The organism is Amycolatopsis sp. TRM77291 (genome assembly GCF_054166285.1).
On sequence record NZ_JBSZHF010000001.1, the window covers coordinates 3,420,801 to 3,442,432 of the forward strand.

21 protein-coding genes are annotated in these 21,632 nt (G+C 66.1%); 7 read left to right on the forward strand and 14 right to left on the reverse strand.

Going from position 1 to position 21,632, the window contains the following annotated elements; genetic code table 11:
* Genes ACXIZN_RS15980 through ACXIZN_RS15990 form a run of 3 tightly spaced genes read right to left on the reverse strand, consistent with a single transcriptional unit; the run spans position 1 to position 3,646 of the window.
* Complete coding sequence (locus tag ACXIZN_RS15980; protein ID WP_457955352.1) at positions 1 to 909, reverse strand: MBL fold metallo-hydrolase; 909 nt, start codon at positions 907 to 909, stop codon at positions 1 to 3.
* 10 nt (positions 910 to 919) lie between these two features.
* The gene (locus tag ACXIZN_RS15985; RefSeq protein WP_457955353.1) at positions 920 to 2,833 is read right to left on the reverse strand and encodes a flavin-containing monooxygenase; all 1,914 of its coding nucleotides are present in this window, start codon (positions 2,831 to 2,833) and stop codon (positions 920 to 922) included.
* A gap of 27 nt (positions 2,834 to 2,860) precedes the next feature.
* Complete coding sequence (locus tag ACXIZN_RS15990) at positions 2,861 to 3,646, reverse strand: SDR family NAD(P)-dependent oxidoreductase (protein ID WP_457955354.1); 786 nt, start codon at positions 3,644 to 3,646, stop codon at positions 2,861 to 2,863.
* Positions 3,647 to 3,822: 176 nt separating this feature from the next.
* Between ACXIZN_RS15990 and ACXIZN_RS15995 the strand changes: the two genes are divergently transcribed.
* A complete protein-coding gene (locus ACXIZN_RS15995; RefSeq protein WP_125737578.1) occupies positions 3,823 to 4,281 on the forward strand; it encodes a nuclear transport factor 2 family protein in 459 nt (152 codons plus the stop codon).
* Between the two features lie 45 nt (positions 4,282 to 4,326).
* On the opposite strand, the gene ACXIZN_RS16000 is transcribed toward ACXIZN_RS15995, so the two are convergent.
* Both ACXIZN_RS16000 and ACXIZN_RS16005 read right to left on the reverse strand, forming a co-directional pair.
* Complete coding sequence (locus tag ACXIZN_RS16000; RefSeq protein WP_457955355.1) at positions 4,327 to 5,136, reverse strand: SDR family NAD(P)-dependent oxidoreductase; 810 nt, start codon at positions 5,134 to 5,136, stop codon at positions 4,327 to 4,329.
* Positions 5,114 to 6,415 (reverse strand): glycosyltransferase, encoded by a 1,302-nt coding sequence (locus ACXIZN_RS16005; protein ID WP_457955356.1) that lies wholly within the window; start codon positions 6,413 to 6,415, stop codon positions 5,114 to 5,116. Before ACXIZN_RS16005 ends, ACXIZN_RS16000 begins: the two co-directional genes overlap by 23 nt.
* 179 nt (positions 6,416 to 6,594) lie before the next feature.
* Between ACXIZN_RS16005 and ACXIZN_RS16010 the strand changes: the two genes are divergently transcribed.
* From ACXIZN_RS16010 to ACXIZN_RS16025, 4 genes are read left to right on the forward strand one after another with little or no spacing between them, the layout of a single operon-like run.
* A complete protein-coding gene (locus ACXIZN_RS16010) occupies positions 6,595 to 7,860 on the forward strand; it encodes a beta-ketoacyl-[acyl-carrier-protein] synthase family protein (protein ID WP_457955358.1) in 1,266 nt (421 codons plus the stop codon).
* Positions 7,857 to 9,080, forward strand: a complete 1,224-nt coding sequence (locus tag ACXIZN_RS16015) for a ketosynthase chain-length factor (RefSeq protein WP_457955360.1) — start codon at positions 7,857 to 7,859, stop codon at positions 9,078 to 9,080. Before ACXIZN_RS16010 ends, ACXIZN_RS16015 begins: the two co-directional genes overlap by 4 nt.
* 28 nt (positions 9,081 to 9,108) lie before the next feature.
* A complete protein-coding gene (locus ACXIZN_RS16020) occupies positions 9,109 to 9,354 on the forward strand; it encodes an acyl carrier protein (RefSeq protein ID WP_125737583.1) in 246 nt (81 codons plus the stop codon).
* 34 nt (positions 9,355 to 9,388) lie between these two features.
* On the forward strand, positions 9,389 to 10,333 hold the full coding sequence (locus ACXIZN_RS16025; RefSeq protein ID WP_457955361.1) for an aromatase/cyclase: 945 nt from the start codon (positions 9,389 to 9,391) through the stop codon (positions 10,331 to 10,333).
* 49 nt (positions 10,334 to 10,382) lie between these two features.
* Here the strand turns inward: ACXIZN_RS16025 and ACXIZN_RS16030 are convergent, their stop codons facing one another.
* From ACXIZN_RS16030 to ACXIZN_RS16060, 7 genes are all read right to left on the reverse strand, one after another.
* Positions 10,383 to 10,808 (reverse strand): lipocalin-like domain-containing protein, encoded by a 426-nt coding sequence (locus tag ACXIZN_RS16030; RefSeq protein WP_457955363.1) that lies wholly within the window; start codon positions 10,806 to 10,808, stop codon positions 10,383 to 10,385.
* Positions 10,809 to 10,811: 3 nt separating this feature from the next.
* Positions 10,812 to 11,147: an antibiotic biosynthesis monooxygenase gene (locus ACXIZN_RS16035; protein WP_158634314.1), complete on the reverse strand. Its 336-nt coding sequence runs from the start codon at positions 11,145 to 11,147 to the stop codon at positions 10,812 to 10,814.
* 28 nt (positions 11,148 to 11,175) lie between these two features.
* The gene (locus ACXIZN_RS16040) at positions 11,176 to 11,934 is read right to left on the reverse strand and encodes an AfsR/SARP family transcriptional regulator (protein WP_457955364.1); all 759 of its coding nucleotides are present in this window, start codon (positions 11,932 to 11,934) and stop codon (positions 11,176 to 11,178) included.
* 373 nt (positions 11,935 to 12,307) lie between these two features.
* Positions 12,308 to 13,438, reverse strand: a complete 1,131-nt coding sequence (locus ACXIZN_RS16045; RefSeq protein WP_457955365.1) for an acyl-CoA dehydrogenase family protein — start codon at positions 13,436 to 13,438, stop codon at positions 12,308 to 12,310.
* Positions 13,439 to 13,467: 29 nt separating this feature from the next.
* Positions 13,468 to 14,490 carry an LLM class flavin-dependent oxidoreductase gene (locus ACXIZN_RS16050; protein ID WP_457955366.1) on the reverse strand — a complete coding sequence of 341 codons (1,023 nt, stop codon included), beginning with the start codon at positions 14,488 to 14,490 and terminating at the stop codon, positions 13,468 to 13,470.
* 22 nt (positions 14,491 to 14,512) lie between these two features.
* Entirely contained in the window at positions 14,513 to 15,238 is a 726-nt protein-coding gene (locus tag ACXIZN_RS16055; protein WP_457955368.1) for an SDR family NAD(P)-dependent oxidoreductase, read from the reverse strand.
* A 118-nt stretch (positions 15,239 to 15,356) separates the two neighbouring features.
* The gene (locus tag ACXIZN_RS16060) at positions 15,357 to 16,316 is read right to left on the reverse strand and encodes an alpha/beta hydrolase (RefSeq protein ID WP_457955370.1); all 960 of its coding nucleotides are present in this window, start codon (positions 16,314 to 16,316) and stop codon (positions 15,357 to 15,359) included.
* A 191-nt stretch (positions 16,317 to 16,507) separates the two neighbouring features.
* On the opposite strand from ACXIZN_RS16060, the gene ACXIZN_RS16065 reads away from it, so the two are divergent.
* Positions 16,508 to 17,734, forward strand: coding sequence for a multidrug effflux MFS transporter (locus ACXIZN_RS16065; RefSeq protein ID WP_457955372.1), 1,227 nt, complete (start codon positions 16,508 to 16,510; stop codon positions 17,732 to 17,734).
* A gap of 60 nt (positions 17,735 to 17,794) precedes the next feature.
* Here the strand turns inward: ACXIZN_RS16065 and ACXIZN_RS16070 are convergent, their stop codons facing one another.
* The gene (locus ACXIZN_RS16070; protein ID WP_457955374.1) at positions 17,795 to 19,246 is read right to left on the reverse strand and encodes an MFS transporter; all 1,452 of its coding nucleotides are present in this window, start codon (positions 19,244 to 19,246) and stop codon (positions 17,795 to 17,797) included.
* Between ACXIZN_RS16070 and ACXIZN_RS16075 the strand changes: the two genes are divergently transcribed.
* Entirely contained in the window at positions 19,226 to 19,840 is a 615-nt protein-coding gene (locus tag ACXIZN_RS16075) for a TetR/AcrR family transcriptional regulator (protein ID WP_457955376.1), read from the forward strand. The two genes, ACXIZN_RS16070 and ACXIZN_RS16075, sit on opposite strands and share 21 nt — an antisense overlap.
* Here ACXIZN_RS16075 and ACXIZN_RS16080 read toward each other — a convergent pair.
* Positions 19,834 to 21,267: a SulP family inorganic anion transporter gene (locus ACXIZN_RS16080; RefSeq protein WP_457955378.1), complete on the reverse strand. Its 1,434-nt coding sequence runs from the start codon at positions 21,265 to 21,267 to the stop codon at positions 19,834 to 19,836. The genes ACXIZN_RS16075 and ACXIZN_RS16080 overlap by 7 nt on opposite strands.
* Between the last annotated feature and the right edge of the window lie 365 nt (positions 21,268 to 21,632).

Below are 21,632 nucleotides of genomic sequence, written 5' to 3' on the forward strand. Positions count from 1 at the left end.
TCAGGCGTGACAGACGGGGAGACCACCGTGATGGCGGACCATTTCTCCGAACAACGCGCCCACATCGAGCGGGGTGCCGGGTTCGGCCCCGTCGTACTCGATGTAGGCGCGATGAAGGTTCGGCACCAGCCGCTCGGCGTCGAGCAGGTCCTGGAACTCACCGAGATCGGCCTCGGCCGCCAGTTCCAGCGGTGACAGACCGGCCGCGACCCCTTCTTTCGCGAGTCGCTGCAACCAGCCGAAGTAGCGCTCGGTTTCGTCCAGGAGTTCCGGGCCGCCGATGCGGCCATGACCCGGAACGATCACCTTCGGCTTCAGCGCCCGTAGCCTCGACACGGCGGCGAGGGAGCCCGCGACCGATCCCATCAGGCAGAACGGGGTCGCGCCGGACAACACGACGTCACCGGTGAACAGGACGCGCTCGGCGGGCAGCCACACGACCGTGTCGTCGGTGGTGTGGGCGGGGCCCACGTGCAGCAATTCCGCCACAACGTCACCCACGTGCACCACCATCTTGTTCGTATACGTGAGCTCGGGCAGGACGAGGTCAACGCCGCCCCAGCTGACATCGGGCCAGAGGCCGGTCAGATGCAATCCCGCGGCCGCCATCTCCTCGCGGGTGCGCTCGTGCGCGACCACCACCGCCTCGGGGAAGACGAAGTTGCCGAAGGTGTGATCGCCGTGGAAATGCGTGTTGACGATCACTCCCGGCATGACCGACGAGACCTTGGACACCGCCGACCGCAACGCACGGGCGCGGGCTTCGGTCGCGACGGTGTCGACCAGAGCGGTCCGCGCTCCCGAGGTGATGATGCCGGCGTTGTTGAGGCACCAGCCGCCATCGGGCTGGACGTAGCCGAAGACCCCGTCGCCGATCTCTTCGCAACGGGCCGTGACGGACACTGTCATTTCGTCCTCTTCAAGAGTAGGTGCAGGCGTCCGGATCGAAGCGCCTTGTCCGGTTCCAGTACTCGAAGGCCGAGAACGGCCAGTTCTGCACGGACCTGCCGTGCTCGTTCTTGAACCACGAGGAGACCGACGACCAGCCCCACGCCCGGAGTGGCTGTGTCGCGTCCACCCAGGCCTGATACTCCGCGCAGACGTCGGAGCGGACACTCAGGCTTCGCCGCCCGGACGCGAGCAGGTACCGGATGGCGCCGAGTAGATAGGTCATCGCGCATTCGGAGAAGTAGAGGACGCTGCCTCCTTGTCCGACCAGATTCGTATTGGGGCCGTAGATGCTGAACAGATTCGGGAAACCGGGTACGAGCATGCCGAGATAGGCCGCCGGCGCGTCGCCCCAGTGCTCGTGCAGGTCCCTGTTCCCCGGGCCGGTGACCTTCATGGGGGTCAGGAACTCAGATGCGCGGAAGCCGGTGGCGAAGACGAGGACGTCCGCGTCGTACTCCGTCCCGTCAGCCGTACGGATACCGCGCGTCGTGACTTCACCGATCGGGTCGGTGACCAAGGTGACGTCGTCACGTTTGAGGGTCTTCAACCAGGTCCCGTCGTCCCTCAGCACTCGCTTGGCCCCGATCGGATACCTCGGGATGACCTTTTCGCGCAGGTCCGGCGCATCGGCCAGCTGCGCCTCCATCGCGGCCGTCAACACTGCTCGGACGTCGTCGTTGGCGGCGGAAACCGCGCGTTCGGTCGGCGGGTAGCCGGGATCCACCACCCACGGCGCGCCCTGCAGTCCAGGGGCGAACAAGCCGAATCGGTACCAGGCCGCGTAATACGGGACGTGCTCCTGCAACCAGCGTTCCTCGTCCGGTACGTGGTCCCGATAGTGCGGTGTGGCGCGCAACCACGGCGGAGTGCGCTGGAAGACCACGAGCTCCTCGCACTCGGGGGCGATCTCCGGGACGAACTGAAAGGCGCTCGCGCCGGTCCCGATCACAGCCACCCGCCGACCGGACAGGTCGACCGTGTGATCCCACGCGGCCGAGTGGAAGGCGGGCCCATCGAACCGGTCCGCTCCGGGGATGTCGGGCATCTTGGGGCGGTTGAGCTGACCGACGGCGGTGATCACCACGTTCGCCGTGCTCAGCTCCTCGCCGTTCTCCGTGCGGGTTCGGATCCGCCATTCGCCCTTCTCTCCGTCCCACTCGAGGGAGCGCACCTCCGAGCCGAACCGGATGTGCTCGTGAAGCCCGTTCTCCTTGGCGAAGGCTCGGAGGTAGGAGAGGAACTCGTCCTGTGTGCAGAACCGCTCCGGCCAGTCCGACCTCGTGGCGAAGGTGTAGCTGTACAGATGGCTTGGCACATCGACCCGGCAGCCGGGGTAGCTGTTCTCCAGCCAGGTGCCGCCGAGCTCGTCGTTCTTCTCGTGGATCACGAAGGGAATGCCCGCCTGCGCCAGCCGATGACCCGCGAGCAGGCCACTGGGACCGGCGCCTACGACGACCACGCGGAACTCGCGACCCGGCGCGAGTTCCGCGAGTGTCCAGTCCGGCGCCTTCGGGTCCGCGCCGGACGGCACGATCTCCTCCGCCAAAAGGGGAAGCTGGCCGACGGTGTCCCAGCCCATCGCCCAGGTCGTGATCCGACGCAGTGTCTCCGGGGACGGTGGCACAGGTGGCGGCAGTGAACCGTCCCGCAGGGCCCTCAGGAGCCGGAACCCCAGCTCCCTGGCGTTGTCCTGTTCTGCCGCGCTCAGACCGCCGTCAGGGTCCGGGAGCCACCGGCTCGGGTTGTAGTCCTCCGGCAGGACATCGACGTCGCCGGTGAGGTGCGCCACGGTCATCAGCAAGGTCGGCAGATCCGCTCGGCTCAGAATCCGCCTGAGCTCCGCGTCGCCGGCCCGGACCGGTGATAGGGGTGGATTGATCACGATGCGGCCGCTCCTCCGGTCGAGCACTCAGTAGTTGCCCAGCCCGCCGCAGACGTTGAGAGCTTGAGCCGTCACCGCCGCCGCCCGGTCGCCGATCAGGTATTCGACCATCGCGGCCACCTCGTCGGGATCGACGTAACGGCCGATCGGTACGCGCGCGGTGATCCGATCGAACGTCTCCTGGGTGGAGACACCCCAGATCTCCGAATAGTGCTCGCGGACGCGTTCGGCCATCGGGGTCTCCACGAAACCGGGGCAGACGGCGTTCACCGTGACTCCCGACTTGGCCAATTCCAGCCCCAGGGCTTTGGTCAGTCCGACGACACCGTGTTTGGACGCGCTGTACGGCGCGGCGTGGATGACACCCTGCTTGCCTCCGGTGGAGGCGATGTTGACGATCCGGCCCGAGCCGCGCCCGAGCATTCCGCCGGTGGTCAGCACCTGCTTGGTCATCAGGAAAGTACCGTTGAGATTCGTGTCGATGACGTCGAGCCACAACGCGTCGTCCAGTTCCGCGGTCGCGCCACCTCCGCTGCGCCCGGCGTTGTTGACCAGGATGTCCACCGGGCCGAACTGCTCCACCGCCGCGGCGACGAACTCCCTGACATCATCAGGGCGCCGTACGTCGCACGCCTTCCCTTCGACTGTGAAGTCTTTCTCCTGCAGCGACTTCACCGTCTGCGTCAGCCGTTCACCGTCCCTGCCGCAGAGATACACCCGGTGCCCGAGTTCAGCGAGCCTGGTGGCGATCGTCAGCCCGATACCACTGGTCGCTCCGGTCACCAAAGCCGTCCGCTGCTCGCCTTGCGTCATTTCTCCTCCATCAGTGACGGGTGCGGGTACGGTCCGAGCCTGACCGGCCGCTCTTGAAGCACACCCGAATCGTTCTGAACCCGGCGGTTTCCTCGTTCTTTCTGGCGTCGTTCAAGAACCCCGTAACAGAGTGGACGGAGAGACCGAGCCGGAGCAGTGAATCGGAGGAAGACCAGATGACCGAACCCAACCAGTCCGGCCAGTTGTACGCCGAGGTGCAGCATTTCTACGCTCGGCAGACACATCTGCTGGACGGCCGGGAATTCGAGGGCTATGCCGCGACATTCACCGAGGACGGCGAGTTCCTCCATTCACCCGGCAGGCCCGCCGCCAAAACCCGGCAAGGCATCGTCCGGGAACTCCGCGACTTCCACCGGAAGTTCGACGAGGACCCGGTCGTACGCCGGCATTGGTTCAACATGATCGTGCTCGATCCCGCGCCGGACGGCGTGCTCAACGCGACGTTCTACGCTTTGGTGGCCACGACCCGGCCGGGTGGGCGGATCGACGTCTCACCCAGCTGCGTGGTGCATGACGTGCTGGTCCGCGAGAACGGCGAGCTGCGTACCAAGTCCCGTCGCGTGGTACAGGATCGTCTGTTGTTCGAGGAGTCCGCGGTCGGCGCGGCGAGCTGATCCTGTCCACAGGGGACGTCCGAACCGGACGTCCCCTGTGGACGATCAGAGGGTCTTGATCAATCCCCCGTCGAGTACGACGTCACTTCCGGTCATGAAGGACGCCTCCGGCGAGGCCAGGAACACAGCGACCCGCGCGATCTCCTCAGGAGTGCCGAACCTGCCGAGGGATATCCCGCCCATGCCGTCGGCGACGGCCGTCATAGCTTCCTCTCGGCCGATTCCCAGCTGGGCACCGATCTGATCACCGATTCCGCCTTCCCGGGTCCAGACGGACGTCCGGACAGGGCCTGGTGACAAGGTGTTCACGCGAACCCCTCGTCCGGCGAACTCGATGGACAACGCCTTCGCGAGGTTGCGTACCGCCGCTTTGGCGGCCGAGTAGTCCACCAGTTGAGGGTCCGGCCGTAAGGCGTTGACGGACGAGATGTTCACGATGGAACCGCCTCCGCCGGTCAGCATCGACGGAAGTGCGGCGCGGACGACGCGGATCAGGCTCATCAGGTTCAGCTCCAGTCCGGCGATCCATTCCTCGTCGGATACGTCCAGGAACCCGCCGAAGCGCGGTGTTCCGCCGGGCGGCCCGCCGACGTTGTTCATCACGATGTCGATCGTTCCGAACCGGGACAGCGCCGCGTCGACCAGATCGCTCGCGCCGTCCGGCCGAGAGAGGTCGACGTCGACCGTGTGGAGTTCGTCCTGTGCGGACCGGAGGTCGGCGAGATCCCTTGTGGCGTTGCGGCTTCCTGCCAGGACGAACGCGCCGGCGTTCAGGAGTTCGCGGGTGATCGCGCGGCCGATTCCCCGGCCCGCACCGGTCACCAGTGCCGTCTTACCCTTCACGGTCGACGTCATCTTTCTCGTCCTTTCCCTGACCCCAGCGTTCGATCACGTCGGCGGCCGACTCCACTCCTCGGTCCGCCCGGACATGGTGTGCGAGCAGCTCCGCGCGTTCGGCGATCCGCCGGTCCGTCAGCGCGGACAGGATCGAGGTCGTCAAGCCACGTTCGGTCAGCTTCGGCGCGGGCAGCGGTGTCGCCGTGACTCCCAGCTCCCGGAGCCTCGCCGCCCAGAACGGCTGGTCGACGCCGCTGGGCACGACGACTTGAGGCACGCCTGCGCGCACGACCTCGCCCGTCGTCCCGAGCCCACCGTGGTGCACGACCGTCGAGGCGAGCGGGAACAACCAGCGGTAGTCCGTCTCGCCGATCTGGAAGACGTCGGGTGCGTGTTGTCGTGAACAGCCACCGACCAGCACCACCCGCCGTCCGCAAGCCCGTGCGGCCCCGATCACCATTCGTGCTCGGCGGTCCTCGATATCCGTGGCCCAGAACGTCCCCATCGTGCAGACGACCGGGGACGACCCCGCGGCCACGAACCGAGCGAGTTCCCTCGGCGGGCTGTGGAACCGGTCCAGATACCAGTAGCCGGTCACATGCGCGGACGGCGGCCAGTCGGCCGGAGGCCGGTACACCGCCGGGCTGAAGGGGTACAGGACCGGACGCTCGACGCCCAGTGCGCGCAGCGGGGAACGGAATCCCAGCGGCCGCAAACCCCGACGTCGCCGAATCACATTGACGGCACTTCGTGCCCGAAGCCACTCGACACTCGCCCGGGCACCATGAGTCAGACGGTTATAGGCAGGCCCCAGCGGGACTGGCCAGGCACCGAGGGCGGGCGCCGCGGCCGTCGTACTGCCGGGCCACCACGACACGCCGCACCATGGCGTCGGCGGTTCCTCCGTGAGGGCGACCGGTCTGGTCAGGATCGCGTTGACCACCAGGTCCGCGCCTTCGGCGACCTCTCGAAGCCGTTGCCATACCTCGGTCTCGCCGTCTCGGGCGAGTTCCGGAAGTACTCTCAGTGCCGCGGACAATCGAATGGCACTGGTGCTCTTCCTCAGCGACCGCACCAACTCGGCGTCGTCCATCGACGGTCTGGCGCCGCCGGGGAGGAATTCGCTCGGCGATCCGGGAACCGCGGCGAACTCGACTCGGGCTTCTGTCGCCAGTGCGCGGAATTCCGCCGGCGCGGCCAGTGCCACCTCGTGGCCACGCTTGCGCAGCTCCTCCCCCAGCGCGGCGAATGGCTGCACGTCGCCGCGCGAACCCAAGGTGGTGAGCGCGATCCTCATGTCGACCGAAGATCCCGGGGGCGCCCAGAGGGTTGGTGGAGGATCACCCGACGGCCACTACCCGGTAGTGGGTACTCCTGCCCGCTTCAACCACCCCTCTGGCTGTCGAGTTCATCGTTTTCCCAGACCGGCCATCCGATCAAGCCGGGTGCGCCTTCATCCTTGAGGAAACGAGCAGCATGAATCGACGTGCAGTCATCACCGGGATCGGTGTCCGTTCCCCGGGCGGCGTGGGCCAGGAGAAATTCTGGGACCTGCTGTCCGCAGGCCGCACCGCCACCCGCACGATCTCGTTCTTCGACCCGGCGGCGTTCCGCTCACAGGTCGCGGGCGAAGTCGATTTCGACGCCGAGGCGGAAGGCTTCACTCCGCGCGAGATCAGGAAGATGGACCGGGCGACCCAGTTCGCGGTCGCCTGTGCCAAGGAGGCACTGGCCGACAGCGGCTCACCAACCGATGTGGCACCGCATCGGATAGGGGTCTGTCTCGGCAGTGCCGTCGCTTCGGCGACCAGCCTCGAAAACGAGTACCTGGTCCTGTCCGACTCGGGCGCCGCGTGGGAAGTCGATCCCGGCTACCTGTCCCCGCATATGTTCGACTACCTCAGCCCGGGCGTGATGCCCGCCGAAGTCGCCTGGGCCGTCGGCGCGGAGGGACCCGTGACGATGGTGTCCGATGGATGCACTTCGGGACTCGACTCGGTGGGTTACGCGGCGCAGCTGATCCGCGAAGGCACTGTCGACCTCGCGCTCGCCGGTGCCACCGACACCCCGATCACGCCGATCGTCGTCGCCTGCTTCGACGCCATCAAGGCGACGACCCCACGTAATGACACCCCCGAACAGGCTTCGCGCCCCTTCGATGGCACCCGTAACGGGTTCGTCCTGGCAGAGGGAGCGGCGATGTTCGTCATCGAAGAGTACGAAGCCGCGAAGGCCCGAGGGGCCCGGATCCACGCCGAAATCGGCGGGTACGCGACCAGGTGCAACGCCTACCACATGACGGGGCTCAAGAAGGACGGCCGTGAGATGGCGGAGGCGATCCGCGTCGCGCTCGACGAGGCCAAGACCAACCCCGGTGAAATCGACTACGTGAACGCGCACGGCTCCGGCACCAAGCAGAACGACCGGCATGAGACCGCGGCCTTCAAGCGAAGCCTGGGTGAGCACGCGCGAAACGTGCCGATCAGCTCGATCAAATCCATGGTCGGGCATTCACTGGGCGCCATCGGCTCCATCGAGATCGCCGCTTGCCTGCTCGCCATGCGGTACTCGCTCGTCCCTCCGACGGCGAACCTCCACGAGACCGACCCCGAATGCGACCTGGACTACGTGCCTGTTCAAGCGAGGGAGAAGAAGCTCGGCGCGGTGCTGACCGTCGGCAGCGGATTCGGCGGCTTCCAGAGCGCGATGGTGCTGCGCAAACCTGAAGGAGTACGCGAATGAGCACGCGAACAGCGGTCACGGGGATGTCCGCGGCCACCGCACTCGGTCTCGGCACCGAGGAATACTGGAAGGCGATTCTCGCCGGCCAGAACGGGCTCCGTGAACTCAGCCGATTCGACACGGCCGGACATCCGGCGAAGCTGGCGGGCGAGATCACCGAGTTCCGGGGTGCCGACCATCTTCCGGGGCGGCTGTTGCCACAGACCGACATCTCGACCCAGATCGCGCTCGCCGTCGCGGATTGGGCCATCGAGGACGCCGCGCTCGACCCGGAGAAGATCCGTGACTACGACATGGGCGTGGTGACCTCGAACGCCCTGGGCGGATTCGAGTTCACCCATCGGGAGTTCAACAAGCTGTGGAGCCAAGGACCGCAGTCGGTGAGCGTTTACGAGTCGTTCGCCTGGTTCTACGCGGTGAACACCGGCCAGATCTCGATCAGGCACAAAATGCGCGGCCCTGGTGCCGCGCTCGTGGGCGAGCAGGCGGGCGGGCTGGACGCGATCGGGCACGCTCGCCGGACCATCCGGCGTGGCACCCCGCTCGTCCTCACCGGTGGAGTGGACTCCGCGTTGGACCCGTGGGGATGGGCGTCCCAGCAAGCGGGCGGACAGGTCAGCGTCGAGTCCGACCCTCGCTACGCCTACTTGCCGTTCGACGAACGAGCCGCGGGCTACGTGCCGGGTGAGGGTGGCGCGATCCTAGTACTCGAGGAACTCACCGCGGCCATGCGTCGCGGCGCGCCCCGCCTGCACGGCGAAATCGCCGGATACGCCGCCACCTTCGACCCGAAGCCTGGCAGCGGCAGGCCGCCGGGCCTCAAGCAGGCCGCCGAGCTGGCGATCGCCGACGCAGGTTTGACTCCGGACGCCATCGACCTGGTCTTCGCCGACGCGGCAGGGCTGCCGGAACTGGATCGAGCGGAGGCCGGCGCCCTCAACGACCTTTTCGGGAGGCGCAAGGTTCCGGTCGCCGCGCCCAAGGCCGCTTTCGGCCGCCTCTACTCGGGCGGTGGCCCGGTGGACGTCCTCACCGCCCTCCTGTCGATCAGGGACGACGTCGTCCCTCCGGTCGCGATCCCTGAGCCCTCTCGGCATTTCCACGGTCTCGACCTCGTGGTGGGAGAGCCACGGAGCGCCGATGTCGACACCGTCCTCATCCAGGCACGCGGACGCTGGGGTTTCAACTCGGCGCTCGTGATCCGTGCCTTGCGTGCTTGATCCGGTAGACCGAACGAAGGAGACGATCATGACTCTCGAAGATCTCAAACGCATCTTGATCGACTGTGCCGGTGACGACCCGGGAGGGCTCGACGGCGAAATCCTGGACACCCCGTTCGAAGACCTCGGTTACGACTCGCTGGCCTTGATGGAGAGTGCGGCCCGCATCAAACGCGACTTCGGGGTCGATCTTCCCGAGGACGACGTCGCCGAAGTCGAGACGCCGCGAGACCTGCTCGAACTCGTCGGCAGCGTGGGCGCTGCCGCGCGGTGACGTCCGTCGGCTGACGGCTGAGGAGGAGAATCTCATGACAAGCGGAACACTTCAGGAAACCGAACACACCCGGACCGTCGCGGCACCGGCCTCGGTGCTGTACGACCTGATCGCCGACGTCACTCGGTGGCCGGCGATCTTCGGTCCGAGCCTGCACGTCGAGCACATCGAGCGCGACGAGCGGGAAGAGCGCTTCCGGCTGTGGGCACTGGTGAACGGAGCGGTGGCGGACTGGACATCCAAAAGGAGCCTGGAACCCGAGAGCTTGCTCGTCCGATTCGGCCAGGAACGCAGCCACCCACCGGTGGCGTCGATGGGCGGCGAATGGGAATTTCGCGAGAAGAGCGCCGGTCTCACGGAGGTGGTACTGCGGCATCACTTCAGCCTGCTTGACGACAAACCCGCTACCGCCAGGTCCCTGCGCAACGCGGTCGACCGGAACAGCACCGAGGAACTGGAGGCGCTCGCCCGGATCGCCGAATGCGGTCATCCCGTGGACGAAGTGCTCTTCTCGTTCACCGACACCGTCGATCTGCCTTGCGGGTCCGATACCGCCTACGACTTCATCAACGAAGCCGACCTCTGGCCGCAGCGACTCCCCCATGTCCGGCGGGTGCGGCTCGACGAGGACACTCCGGGTGTCCAGCAACTCGAGATGGAGACGCTGACCGCGGACGGTTCGACCCACACAACCCGGTCGATCCGTATCTGCCAGGACAACGCGTGGATCGCCTACAAACAGCTCAAACCTCCACATCTCCTGCTCGGGCACAGCGGCTTGTGGACCTTCCACGACGGCAAGGAGGGCAGCCGGGCGACCGCCCGGCACACCGTGGTCATCGATCCCGTGGCGGCCGCGGAGATGTTCGGCAAGGACAGGGCGCTGGCGGACGCGCGTGAGTACCTCCGCTACGCACTCGGCCGCAACAGCCGGACCACGATGCTGCACGCGGCTCGAACGGATCTGAAAGTGAAATGAAGAACGGGGATGAGGTGCCGACGGGCACCTCATCCCCGGCTCATGCCGTTCAGGAAACGCCGAACCGCCTCCAGCTGAGCACGCGCTCCCTCGGCCTCCCGGCGATCATCGCGGTGCCTCGCAGCACCAGCTCCCCGCTCCCGAACGTGACCCGGCGTTCCTGCAGGGTTCCCACCATGTGCTGATGGGAACTCACCCGGATGTCATGGAAAACGCTGCGTCCTTCCGTATGCCAAGAGCCGGCGTAGCCCATGAACAGCTCGGTGTGTCCGGACCGACCCGACACCCCCGTCCGCATCATCGACACGGACATGAAGCCATCCTCACGGTAGAGCAGCAGTCCGGACGGCTCCGGACCGAGCGGGCCTTCACGTACCTCACCCTCGGAGCCCAGATCGTGATAGGAGCGGAGCTCCCAGGTACCGACCAGGCTCTCCACGGGGATCGAATCGTCGACCGGTCGCTCCGCGGCCACGAACTAGCTCCCCGGCTCGAACGCCGAGCAGCGGAAGGCAGTGGGCGCCGCGAGCGCGTGCTCGGCGATCGCCTTGTCGAGCCCGGCCTTTCGCGGGTCGGCGAGGAACTTCGACTCGTAGTGGTCGGTGTCCTTCCAGCGAGCGTGGTTCACGATCCGGGTTCCGTCGTTCGACAGGTGCAGTCGCGACGAAAGGAACCCGGGGCAGGTGCGGATCCACGAATCGATCTGCGCCTGAACGGCGTTCGCGAGCTTGTGCTGCTCTTCCCTGCCGGGGATCTGAAGGATGATGAAGACGGCGAGTTCCTTGTCGCCCGCGCCGTCGGATCCAGTGGTCATGCCAGCACCTTCTTCCTGTTTCGTGGGATCAGCCCGCGGTGCGGTACTGGTAGTCCTCGTTGAGGATCGAGTTGTGCAGGTGTCGCAGTCCGAGCGCCGGCTCGACACCGAGTTGCTCGACCATCGCCCGGTGCAGCTTCCGGTAGATCTCGAGTGCTCGCACCCGATATCCGGAGTTCGCCAGAGCCCGCATGTACTTGTAGCTCAGCCCTTCGTGCAACGGGTGCATGGCGACCATTTTGGACAGCTCGCCGAGGACCTTGTGGTCACGACCCAACGCGAGCTCCGCTTCGATGCGTGTTTCCGTGACCGACATACGGGACTGCTCCAGTCCTTCGATCTCGGCCTGGACGTATTGCCCGGCACGCACGTCGACCAGAGCCGAGCCACGCCACAGCCCGAGCGCGGCGTCACACTCATGGACCGCCGCCACGTAGTCCTTCTCGTCCATGTGCCGGTAGATCCGGCGCTCCATGGCCCGATACGCGGTGATGTCGAGCCCCAGGTCGTCGAATCCGAGCAGATACCCGCGAGCACGATGGACGAGGTGGGTACTCGAGACCACATCGGACGACTCCCCGGTGAGGTGCACGAGAAACTGCCTGAGGTGAGCGATGTAGGTCTGCAGTGTCGCCATGGCACTGCGCGGAGCGGATTCAGGCCAGAGCTCACCGATGATCATGTCCGTCGACGTGATGTTCGGCCGGTTGAGCAAAAGCAGCGACAGCAGCTGCTTTTCCTTGTTGGACGAGGGAGCGTCCTCTCTCTGCCCGTTTCCTATGGTCAATGGTCCGAGCAAACGTGCGTGCATATTTTGCCCCCTAGCGAACTTTCCGTGTGCCCCAGGTCGTCCACCTTGCCGCAAGAGGACATACCATTGCGCTCGAACTTGCATGACGACATACCGTTATGCAAGAATACTTCCCAAGCGCAGCACAACGCCTCCCAGGCGAAATGTAAGTCAGGGTTGCGCGTGTATTTCGGGCTTGCTTTACCATTTGGTTATTCTCAATGTGCCACCCTCCTTGATCTTGCTCAATCCGCCATCAGGGTGAGGCGGTGGGAAATTAACCACCGCCACTGACCGTCGGACACGGCGACCGTGCTATCCCTGGCCATGCGACAGTACCGTGTCGAAATAACTTGTTCACCGCCGCGAATCATCGAGTTTCCGAGAAGACTTTTCCGCCGAACAATCCAGCGGCATTGGTGAAACTCAGCGCGAAATGACTGGACGCGCTGTGGATATCACGCCAGAATCGCTGCAGCTCGTGACTTTCATGGTGTGCCGACGTGCCGGATGCCGAGAAGATCAGATCCGCCGCGTCTCGGATCAGGGTCGTGGCGAATGACCAGTCCAGCATATTCCGTTCGATGTCGTCCGTGGACGTTCCTCCGCCGTCCGCTCGCCGGGCGACGTTTTCGAGCAGGAGAGCAGCGGCTCCGATTCCCGCGGTACTGCGCGCGAGATCGTGCCGTACGTTATCCCGCTCGGCGGGACGCCTCCCATCCGGGCCGGCTTTCTTGACGGTCATCCACGTCGTCCAGCGGTCGACCATTCCTTTCGCCGCACCGAGCAACGGACCCGCGAACGACAGGCCGTTCACCGCCTTCAGCGGCACCCGATGACAAGCGGGTTCGCCCGCCGGAAGTCCAGCCTCGAGAGAAGCACGCTCGAACGCGTGGCCACGTGGTACGAATACGCCGTCAAGCACGACCGTATTGCTCCCGGTCGCGCGCATGCCGAGATTGAACCAGGTGTCTTCCACGACGAGACTCTTCTTCGGGACAATGAAGCACCAAGGCTTCTTGTCGGCCCCATCGGCAGCGAACGATGACAGCAGAGTCCAATCCGCCAGGTCCGCGCCACTGACGAACGTCCAACGTCCCGAAATTCGCCAGCCGCTGCCGTCGGGGCGCATTTCGCCGCCGGGAACGAGCCCGCTGGCGATGTACACATCCGGCCCGCCGCTCCACAATGCCTCCTTTCCCTCCTCGGGAAGGTGCGCCACCATCCTGCCGCCATGTGCCAGGAGCGACGCCATCCAAGCGGTCGACGGGCAGGCGCGGCCCAGGATGTCCACTGCCTTCAGCAAGTCCAGGAAGCCCCCTTGCCTGCCACCGAACGCGGCGGGAACGAAATGCCGGAGGAAACCTCCTTCCGCGAGGGCCTCGACGACTTTCGGTTCGAGATGACGTCGTGCGTCCGCGACAGCGGCGTGTTCGTCGGCGAGTTTCGCGATCTCCTCGGCCTTCGTCGAGAGCAGGCCATCGGGGACGGTGGTGAGCACGATCGATTCCTCCTTGGGTGGTCGGACGATCACGCCGCGATCCCGGCCGCCTTGACGGCGTGAACCTGTGTGATCTTCTCGATGGTGTCCGCTTTGGCGGCGGTGATCATGATGCCCAGCGTCGTGGCGCCCGCCTCGGCATAGGCGGCCATCTTCCGCCGGACTCGCGCCGGCGGCCCGAGCAGTGCGGTGTTGTCGATGAACTCGAGCGGCACCACCGCCGCCGCGCCTTGTCGGTCTCCGGCTCGCATCCGTTCGTGGATTTCGACGGCCTGCTCTCCGAACCCGTCCCGGGTGAGGGTCTTGCAGAAGAAGTTCTCGTCGACGCTTCCGACCGCCAAAAGTTTCGCGTAGTGGTCCCGGAGGCGGTCGGCGGCGGCTTCGACGTCCTCGTCGATGTACGTGGTGACGCAAGGCAGGACATCGAAGCCGGCCATGGTCGCATTTGCGGCGGACCGTCCCTCGGCCAGCTCGGCCACGGCCGCGCGGACCTCTTGCGGGGAACAGAAGGCGCCGATCCAGCCATCGGCTATCTCACCGGTCAGGCGAAGGTTCTTCGGCCCTACGGCACCAAGGTAGATGGGCATCGCGCCCGGCAACGGCCGAGTGGCCAGCGCCAGTGGAACGCCGCCGTGTCTCCCAGCCGGCAGCCGGAAGTGTTCTCCGTGGACCTGAACGGCTTCCCCGGCCAAGGCCCTCCGCAAGATCCTGACGTACTCCCGGGTCCTGCCCAGTGGCGCATCGAAGGGAACGCCGTACCACCCCTCCGAGACATGGGGATTCGATACACCTAGACCGAGGCTGAACCGGCCCCCGGAAAGCACCGCGAGGGAGGCCGCCGCGAGCGCCGTCGTGGCGGGTGGCCGTGCGGGGATCTGCATCACGCCGGACATCAGCCGGATCCGTCGAGTACTCGCCGCGACGTAGGAGAGAACCGTCAGCGCGTCGGTGGCGAAGTTGTCCGAGGCGAGAGCGATCGAGAAGCCCGCCTCTTCGGCGGCCCGCGCGATTTCCACCGCACCGTCGATGCCGAGATTGATCGCCAGTTCCATGATCCTCCGTTCGCGGGTACTTCTACAACAGGTGTGCGCCGCCGTCCGCGCCGAGCACTTCTCCAGTGCTGTAGGGAGCCTCCGCGAGCCACAGGACGGCGTCCGCGATCTCCTCGGAAGTCCCGATCCTCCGCAGCGGGGTGTGTGCGCGGACCTCTTCCCGGATGTCGGCGAAGTCCGCCGTCCACTTCGTATCGATAAGTCCGGGGGCGACGGCGTTCACTCGGACTTCCGGGCCCACCGCCTTGGCGAGCAGCCTCGTCAGGTGTTCGACGGCGGCCTTGCTCACCGCGTAAGGAATGCTGCTGCCCGCGGGCCGGCTTCCCGCGATCGAGGAGATGTTCACGATGCTGCCGTTCACCGTGCGCAAGGGCGACAGCGCCGCCTGGATGACGTTCCATGTGCCGAGGAGGTTGACGTCGAGGATCTCCCGCCAGACCTTGCCGTCCACCGCGTCGATGTCCTGATGGGGAATCCGCCGGGTGGTCCCGGCGTTGTTCACCAGCACGTCCAATCGCCCGTGGTGCGCGACAGTCTCGTCCACGAGCCGCCTTGCCTCGTCCGCGTCCGAGATGTCGGCACGTACATAGTGGGCGTCCGGCAAGGACGCCGCGAGGTCACGGCCTTCGGCGACCGATCGACTGGAGTTGATCACGACACGCATCCCCCGCGATGCCGCGAGCTTCGCGATCTCCGCCCCGATCCCCGACGATGAGCCCGTGACAAGGATGACCCGTTCGTCACGCATCCTCGTTCTCCCGTCTGCTACCTGTTGGCTTCGGCGAGTCCGACGATCGCAGCCACTTCTTGAACGAGGCTTGAGCCGGTCCTACGATGGGATGTTTCTTGCCGCGGCGGTGAAAGGTTCAGCGCGACGACCCGGGCAGCAACGCCCGACGAACCGCCGAGTGCGCGTCGTTCCGCATCCGGCGCGCCACATCGGCGTGGGGAATCCTTGTACAGCCATGGAAAGTCCCCGGGTAGAGGTGGATTTCGGTGCTCACACCCGCCTCGACCAGACGGCGCCCGTAGTCGAGCCCCTCATCCCTGAGCGGATCGAATTCGCATACGGCGACGTAGGCCGGCGGCAGGCCCCTGAGGTCGTCAGTGCGTGCCGGTGCCGCGTACCGCGCCCAGCCCACCCCGCCGTTTGCTTTGCCCTCGGCGAGGTAATACCGCCAACTGAGCAGGGCTTGCGCGCGCGTCCACAGTGGCGTGTCGACGAACGTCCGCATCGAGGGTGTTTCGAGCCGATCGTCCAGAGCGGGCATGTTGAGCAACTGGAAACCGACCGGCGGCCCGTTCCCATCCCGCGCGGCCAAGGCCACCCCGGCGGCCAAACCTGCGCCGGCGCTGTCGCCGCCCACCCCGATCCGGCGAGGATCCGCGTCGACTCCCGCGTCTCCGGCCACCACCCGCGACAGCACACAGAGACAGTCCTTCAACGCCGCGGGAAAGGGATTTTCCGGAGCGAGCCGGTACCGCACGGAGACGACGACCACGCCGGTCTCGGCGGCGATCTCCGCTGCCGTCACGTGGACCGTGTCCAGGCCACCGAGAACGAACCCACCGCCATGCAGGTAGAGCAGCACCGCGGATCGACCGCCGGTCCCGGCCGGACGATAGATCCGGACCGGAACGTCCGGTTCCTCGCCGAAACCGGGGACCGTCCGTTCGGAAACGTCTGCGCCGCAAGGAAGAAAGCCATTCGATACGTCGGATTCAGCCGACCTGAGCTTCGCTCTGGTGCCGGCCAGGTCGGCCAGATCCACATCGGGCAGCATCGCCAATGCTCTCGTAAGCTCAGGGTCGTAGGTGTAGCTCAAACCCACCTCCCAGTTTGCCCCCAACAGCCCCAGTACCTCTCCCCCACCCTGAGTGCCATAGTACGCGAAAGCGTGCCAATTCGACTCTGCCACTAGGGAAACGTCGAGAGACTACGAAGTGTTAGCGTTGCTCTCATGGCTACGCTGACCTCGCATACCCCGCCGCGCACAGGCCGCTGGACGAGTGCGCGGTGACACGCACCACACACGATTCGCCCACTTCGGGTGTCACGCACCGTTCACGTGACGGCTTGATCATCATTGTTCTCGCCACTCTCACGGCGGTCGCTCCTTTGGCGACGGACATGTATGTTCCCGGCCTCCCCGATCTGAGCAGATCGCTCGGGGCGAGCGTGTCGTCGGCACAGCTGTCGCTCACGATGTTCCTGATCGGCGTCGTGGCCGGACAGCTTCTACTCGGACCACTCAGTGATGCGGTCGGGAGACGCGGAGTACTTCTTTGGGGCAGCACGGCGTTCGCCGTCTGCTCCGCGTTATGCGCCGTCTCGCCAACCATCGAGGTACTGAACGCGGCTCGGCTCTGCCAGGGCATCGCGGGAGCCGCGGGCATCGTCGTCGCCCGGGCGGTGATCACCGACCTCTTTCAGGGGGACACCGCGGCCAAGAGGTTCTCCGCTCTGGCCGCCATCGGCTCGGCTGCGCCGATCCTTGCCCCCATGCTCGGCGGCGCGATACTGAGCGTCTCATCCTGGCGCGCGGTGTTCGGGGTGCTCGCCGCGGTCGGCCTCCTGCTCGTCGGAGGTGTCCTTCTGTGGGTCCCGGAGTCACTACCGCGCTCGCGACGAAGCAAAGGTGGGCCGGTCGCCACGGTGAGAATGGTCGGCGTCCTACTCCGGCGCCGGCGGCTCATGGGGCAGGTTTTCAGTCTGTGTTTCGGCTGCGCGGGCGTCTTCACCTATCTCGCCGGGTCCTCGTTCGTCTTCCACGAGGTTCATGGCGCGTCCACTGGCCTGACCAGCTTGATCTACGGCGTCAACGCTGTCGGCAGCATGGCCGGAAGCTTCCTCTTCGGACGACTGGTCCGTCGCTTCACCGTGGAAATCCTGCTCCTCACGGGAATCTCGGGCGGGTTGGTCGCCATCCTGTTTCTGGTCGGCGCGTCGCTCCTGGGCGTGAACTCCCTGGCGCTGACCTGGTCGTGCCTGTTCGCGTTCATCATGGCTTTCGGGCTCTACTTCCCTGCCGTCATGACGTCGGCACAAGAACTCGGACGCGATGCGCCCGGAGCGACGTCCGCGTTGCTCGGAGGCGGGCAGTTCTTGCTCGGCGGGATCACCTCCCCCTTGGTCGGCGCCTTCGGCACCGGAAGTGCTCTCCCGATGGCGGTGATCATCGCGATCTGCCTCGCCTTCGGCACGGTGGCGGCGGTCTTTGCGAGAGCGCCGAAGCGCGTGTGAACCACGGAAGCTCACGCAACAGGCATCCGGGGCGACACCTCGGCCTGGTTTCACTGCCGCTCATTCAGTCACCCGGCCATCGCGACGTGCAGGGAGCAGGAAAGCGAGCACGGCGACCATCAGCATCAACGCGGCAATGATCAGGAACGCCTTCCGGTGATCCACCGATCCCGCGACGGACACCAAGATCGCGAGGCCGAGCGCTCCACCAACCTGCTTCGTGGTGTTCATCAACCCGGAGACGGCGCCGCCGTCCGCGACATCGACCCCGGAGGTGACCGTCGTGGTGAGCGGGGTGTTGAGGAGGCCTCCTCCGATCGAAAAAACGACAGCGGGCGCGAAGATGCCGCCCAGATAGTCGCTGCCCACTCCGAGGCGGCTCTGCCACAGAAAGCCCAGCGCGGCCAGCACGGCACCGATAGCCACCAAAGTCCGGCTGTCCAGGTAGCGCATCAACCAGGGCGTCAGCCAAGCCGCGACGGCGATCGTGACCAAGGTGTGCGGGAGGAAACCGAGCCCCGTCTTCACCGGTCCGTACTGCAGGACGTCCCGCATCGCGAGCGCGAGAAAGAACCACATCGGGTTCAAACACGCCCCGGCGAGCAGCATCATCACGTTGCCGACGCTGATCGCCCGCGACCGGAACAACCGCAGCGGGAACAACGGATGCACCGCCGCTTTCGCTTCGATCGCCACGAAACCTCCGAGCACCGTGACAGCCATCCCCAACGGCACGAGGGCCGCCGGCGCCGACCAGCCGACCGAACGGGCCTGGTCGACGCCGTAGGCCAGAGCGATCAAGCCGGTCGTCGCCAAGACCGCGCCGAGGAAGTCCAACCGTGGTGGAGTCGCCGGCCGCCCATGACCCGCCAAAGAGCGCACGGCCAAGGCCACGGCGGCCATGCCGATCGGAACGTTGATCAGCAGGATCGAACGCCAGGACCAGAACTCGGTCAGCAGGCCGCCCAAGAGGTTCCCCGCGGTTCCACCGGCGACTCCTACCGCCGTCCACAGCGCCAGCGCCCGGCTGCGCGCGATCCCCTCGGGAAAGGTGCCGGTGAGGACAGTGAGCGTGGCGGGTGCCAACACCGCCGCGCCGATCCCTTGTACAGCTCTCGCCGCGACGAGCAATCCAGCACTGTCTGCGAGCCCGCCGACAAGACTCGCTCCGGTGAACAACGCGAGGCCAGCGAGGAAGACACGCTTCCGGCCGTACAGGTCTGCCAGGCGCCCGCCGAGCAGGAGAAGGCCGGCGAACGGAAGCGCATAAGCGTTGACCACCCATTGCAAGGCGTCGCCGTGGAAGCCGAGCGCCAGCTGTATCGCGGGCAACGCGACATTCACGACGGAAATGTCGAGGACGACCATGAACTGGGCGCTACAGGCCAAAGCGAGGACGATCTTGTCGCGGTCGGAACGCGTCATGACGTTATGGTACATACGTATCATATACACGCGTATCATCTCGCGGCACGGAGAAGGGAGAGACGAGTGCCCAAGACGGTCGACCACGAGCAGCGCCGCGCACAGATCGCCGACGCGCTGGTACGGGTCGCGGCCCGCGACGGCCTGCACGCCGTGACGATGCGGGCGGTCGCCTCGGAGTCCGGAGTGTCACTGCGTCTTGTTCAGTACTACTTCGAGACCAAGGAACAGTTACTGCTCGGCGCGTTGCGGCACTTGGAGCGGCAAAGTCACGAGCGCTGGCAGCGACGTTTGGCCGCGCTATCCGATCCAGCGCCCCCGCGAGCGTTCGTCGAGGCGTTCCTTGCCGAAGCGTTGCCCACCGACGACGAGAGCAGAGCCTTCCATCTGGTCGGCTCCGCCTACGCGGCACTCGCGATGACCGATCCGGGCCTGGCAGCCGAACCCTTCGCGACTTCGGTCGACGGGCTACACCGCCGGCTCGTGGACGCCCTGCAGCGCGCTCAAGCCGACGGCCAGCTGGCCATCGACACGGACGTCGATCTCGCCGCCGCACATCTGGTGGCGCTCAGCCACGGCGCCGGTACGAGTATCCTCATCGGACAGCTCACCGTTCACACCGCCGAGAGGATGCTGGGCGCCCACCTGGACAACCTGTTCCAGAGCTCAAGCGGTCAATGACCGCCGACGAGTTCACCGGAGAGTGTCCCGTGCATGCGGGCGCTGTGCTTGTTCAGGCCGACGATCTCGACGGTCTTGCCTCGTGATTCGTACTTGGTGGTGATCGCGTCGAGGGCGGCGACGGTGGAGGCGTCCCAGATGTGGGCGTCGGTGAGGTCGATGACGACCTTGTCCGGGTCGTTGGCGTAGTCGAACTGGTAGACCAAGTCGTTGCTGGAGGCGAAGAACAGCTCGCCGGTGACCGCGTACACGACCTGGGTACCGTCCGGATCGAGGACGGCGGTGACCTCGACCAGGTGCGCGACCCTGCGGGCGAAGATCACCATCGCGACGATCGAGCCGACCACGACGCCGATGGCGAGGTTGTCGGTGGCCACCACGACGCCCACGGTGACGACCATGACGATGATCTCGCCCGCGGGCATCCGCTTCAGGGTGGCCGGGGCGATGCTGTGCCAGTCGAAGGTGCCGAACGCGACCAGGACCATGATGGCCACCAGGGCGGACATCGGGATCCGCGAGACGAGCGGGCCGAACACGATGCACAGGATCATCAGGAACGTCCCGGCCAGGAACGTCGAGAGCCGGGTCCTCGCTCCTGAGGTCTTCACGTTGATCATGGTCTGGCCGATCATGGCGCAGCCGCCCATGCCGCCGAAGATCCCGGTGACGACGTTCGCGATTCCTTGGCCGACGGCCTCGCGGGTCTTGTTGGAATGGGTGTCGGTGATGTCGTCGACGAGCTTCGCGGTCATCAGCGATTCCATCAGCCCAACGAGCGCGAACGCGAGCGCATAAGGCGCGAGCAGGCCGAGAGTGGCGAAGGTGAACGGCACGTCCGGCACACCCGGCACCGGCAGCGAGGAAGGCAGCGCGCCCTTGTCTCCCACGGTCGGGATCGCGATGCCCGCGGCGATCGTCAGCGCCGTCAAGGCCACAATGGACACCAGTGGCGCGGGGACCACTTTGGTGAGTTTGGGAAACAGCACCATCAGCACGAGGCCGGCCGCGAACAGTGGATACACAGGCCACGGTACGTCGATCAGCTCCGGCACCTGCGCCAGGAAGATCAGGATGGCCAGCGCGTTGACGAAACCGACCATGACGCTGCGCGGGACGAACCTCATCAGCTTGGCCACGCCCAGCGAGCCGAGCACGATCTGGAACAGCCCACCCAGGATGACCGTGGCGATCAGGTAGCCGAGACCGTGTTCCCGAGCCAGCGGCGCGACAACGAGTGCGATGGCACCGGTCGCGGCGGAGATCATCGCCGGGCGACCGCCGACGATCGAGATCACCACCGCCATGGTGAACGAGGCGAACAGCCCGACGCTCGGGTCGACGCCCGCGATGATGGAGAACGAGATCGCCTCCGGAATCAGCGCGAGCGCGACCACCAGGCCGGCAAGGATCTCCGTGCGGGCCACCTTCGGAGACAACCACGAAGGCCTCGAAACACGCAGACGCGACGACGTCCGGGACGCAAGATTCGGCACAGGCAGACGACCTGACTTTCTCGGGCGCCCCCGCAGGGCGCTAAGTGAGCTCACGCCTCCATGGCGTGTTGAGAGACTTGGCGAGAGCGGATGGCGCTTGTCAGCCTGTCCTGGCATCGCCCGCCCGGGAGGGCTAACCCGGAGCAGTCACAGCGGCCAGTCCTGCACGCAAGGAACACTCCTCGGCTCAACATTCGAAGGCGAAAGCGTCGATGCCCTCGGCACAGCGGCGGGCACCCCATCAGCAACTCTCACCTTACGTTAGGGTAGAAATCCCTCACTCGCGAAGTCGCCTG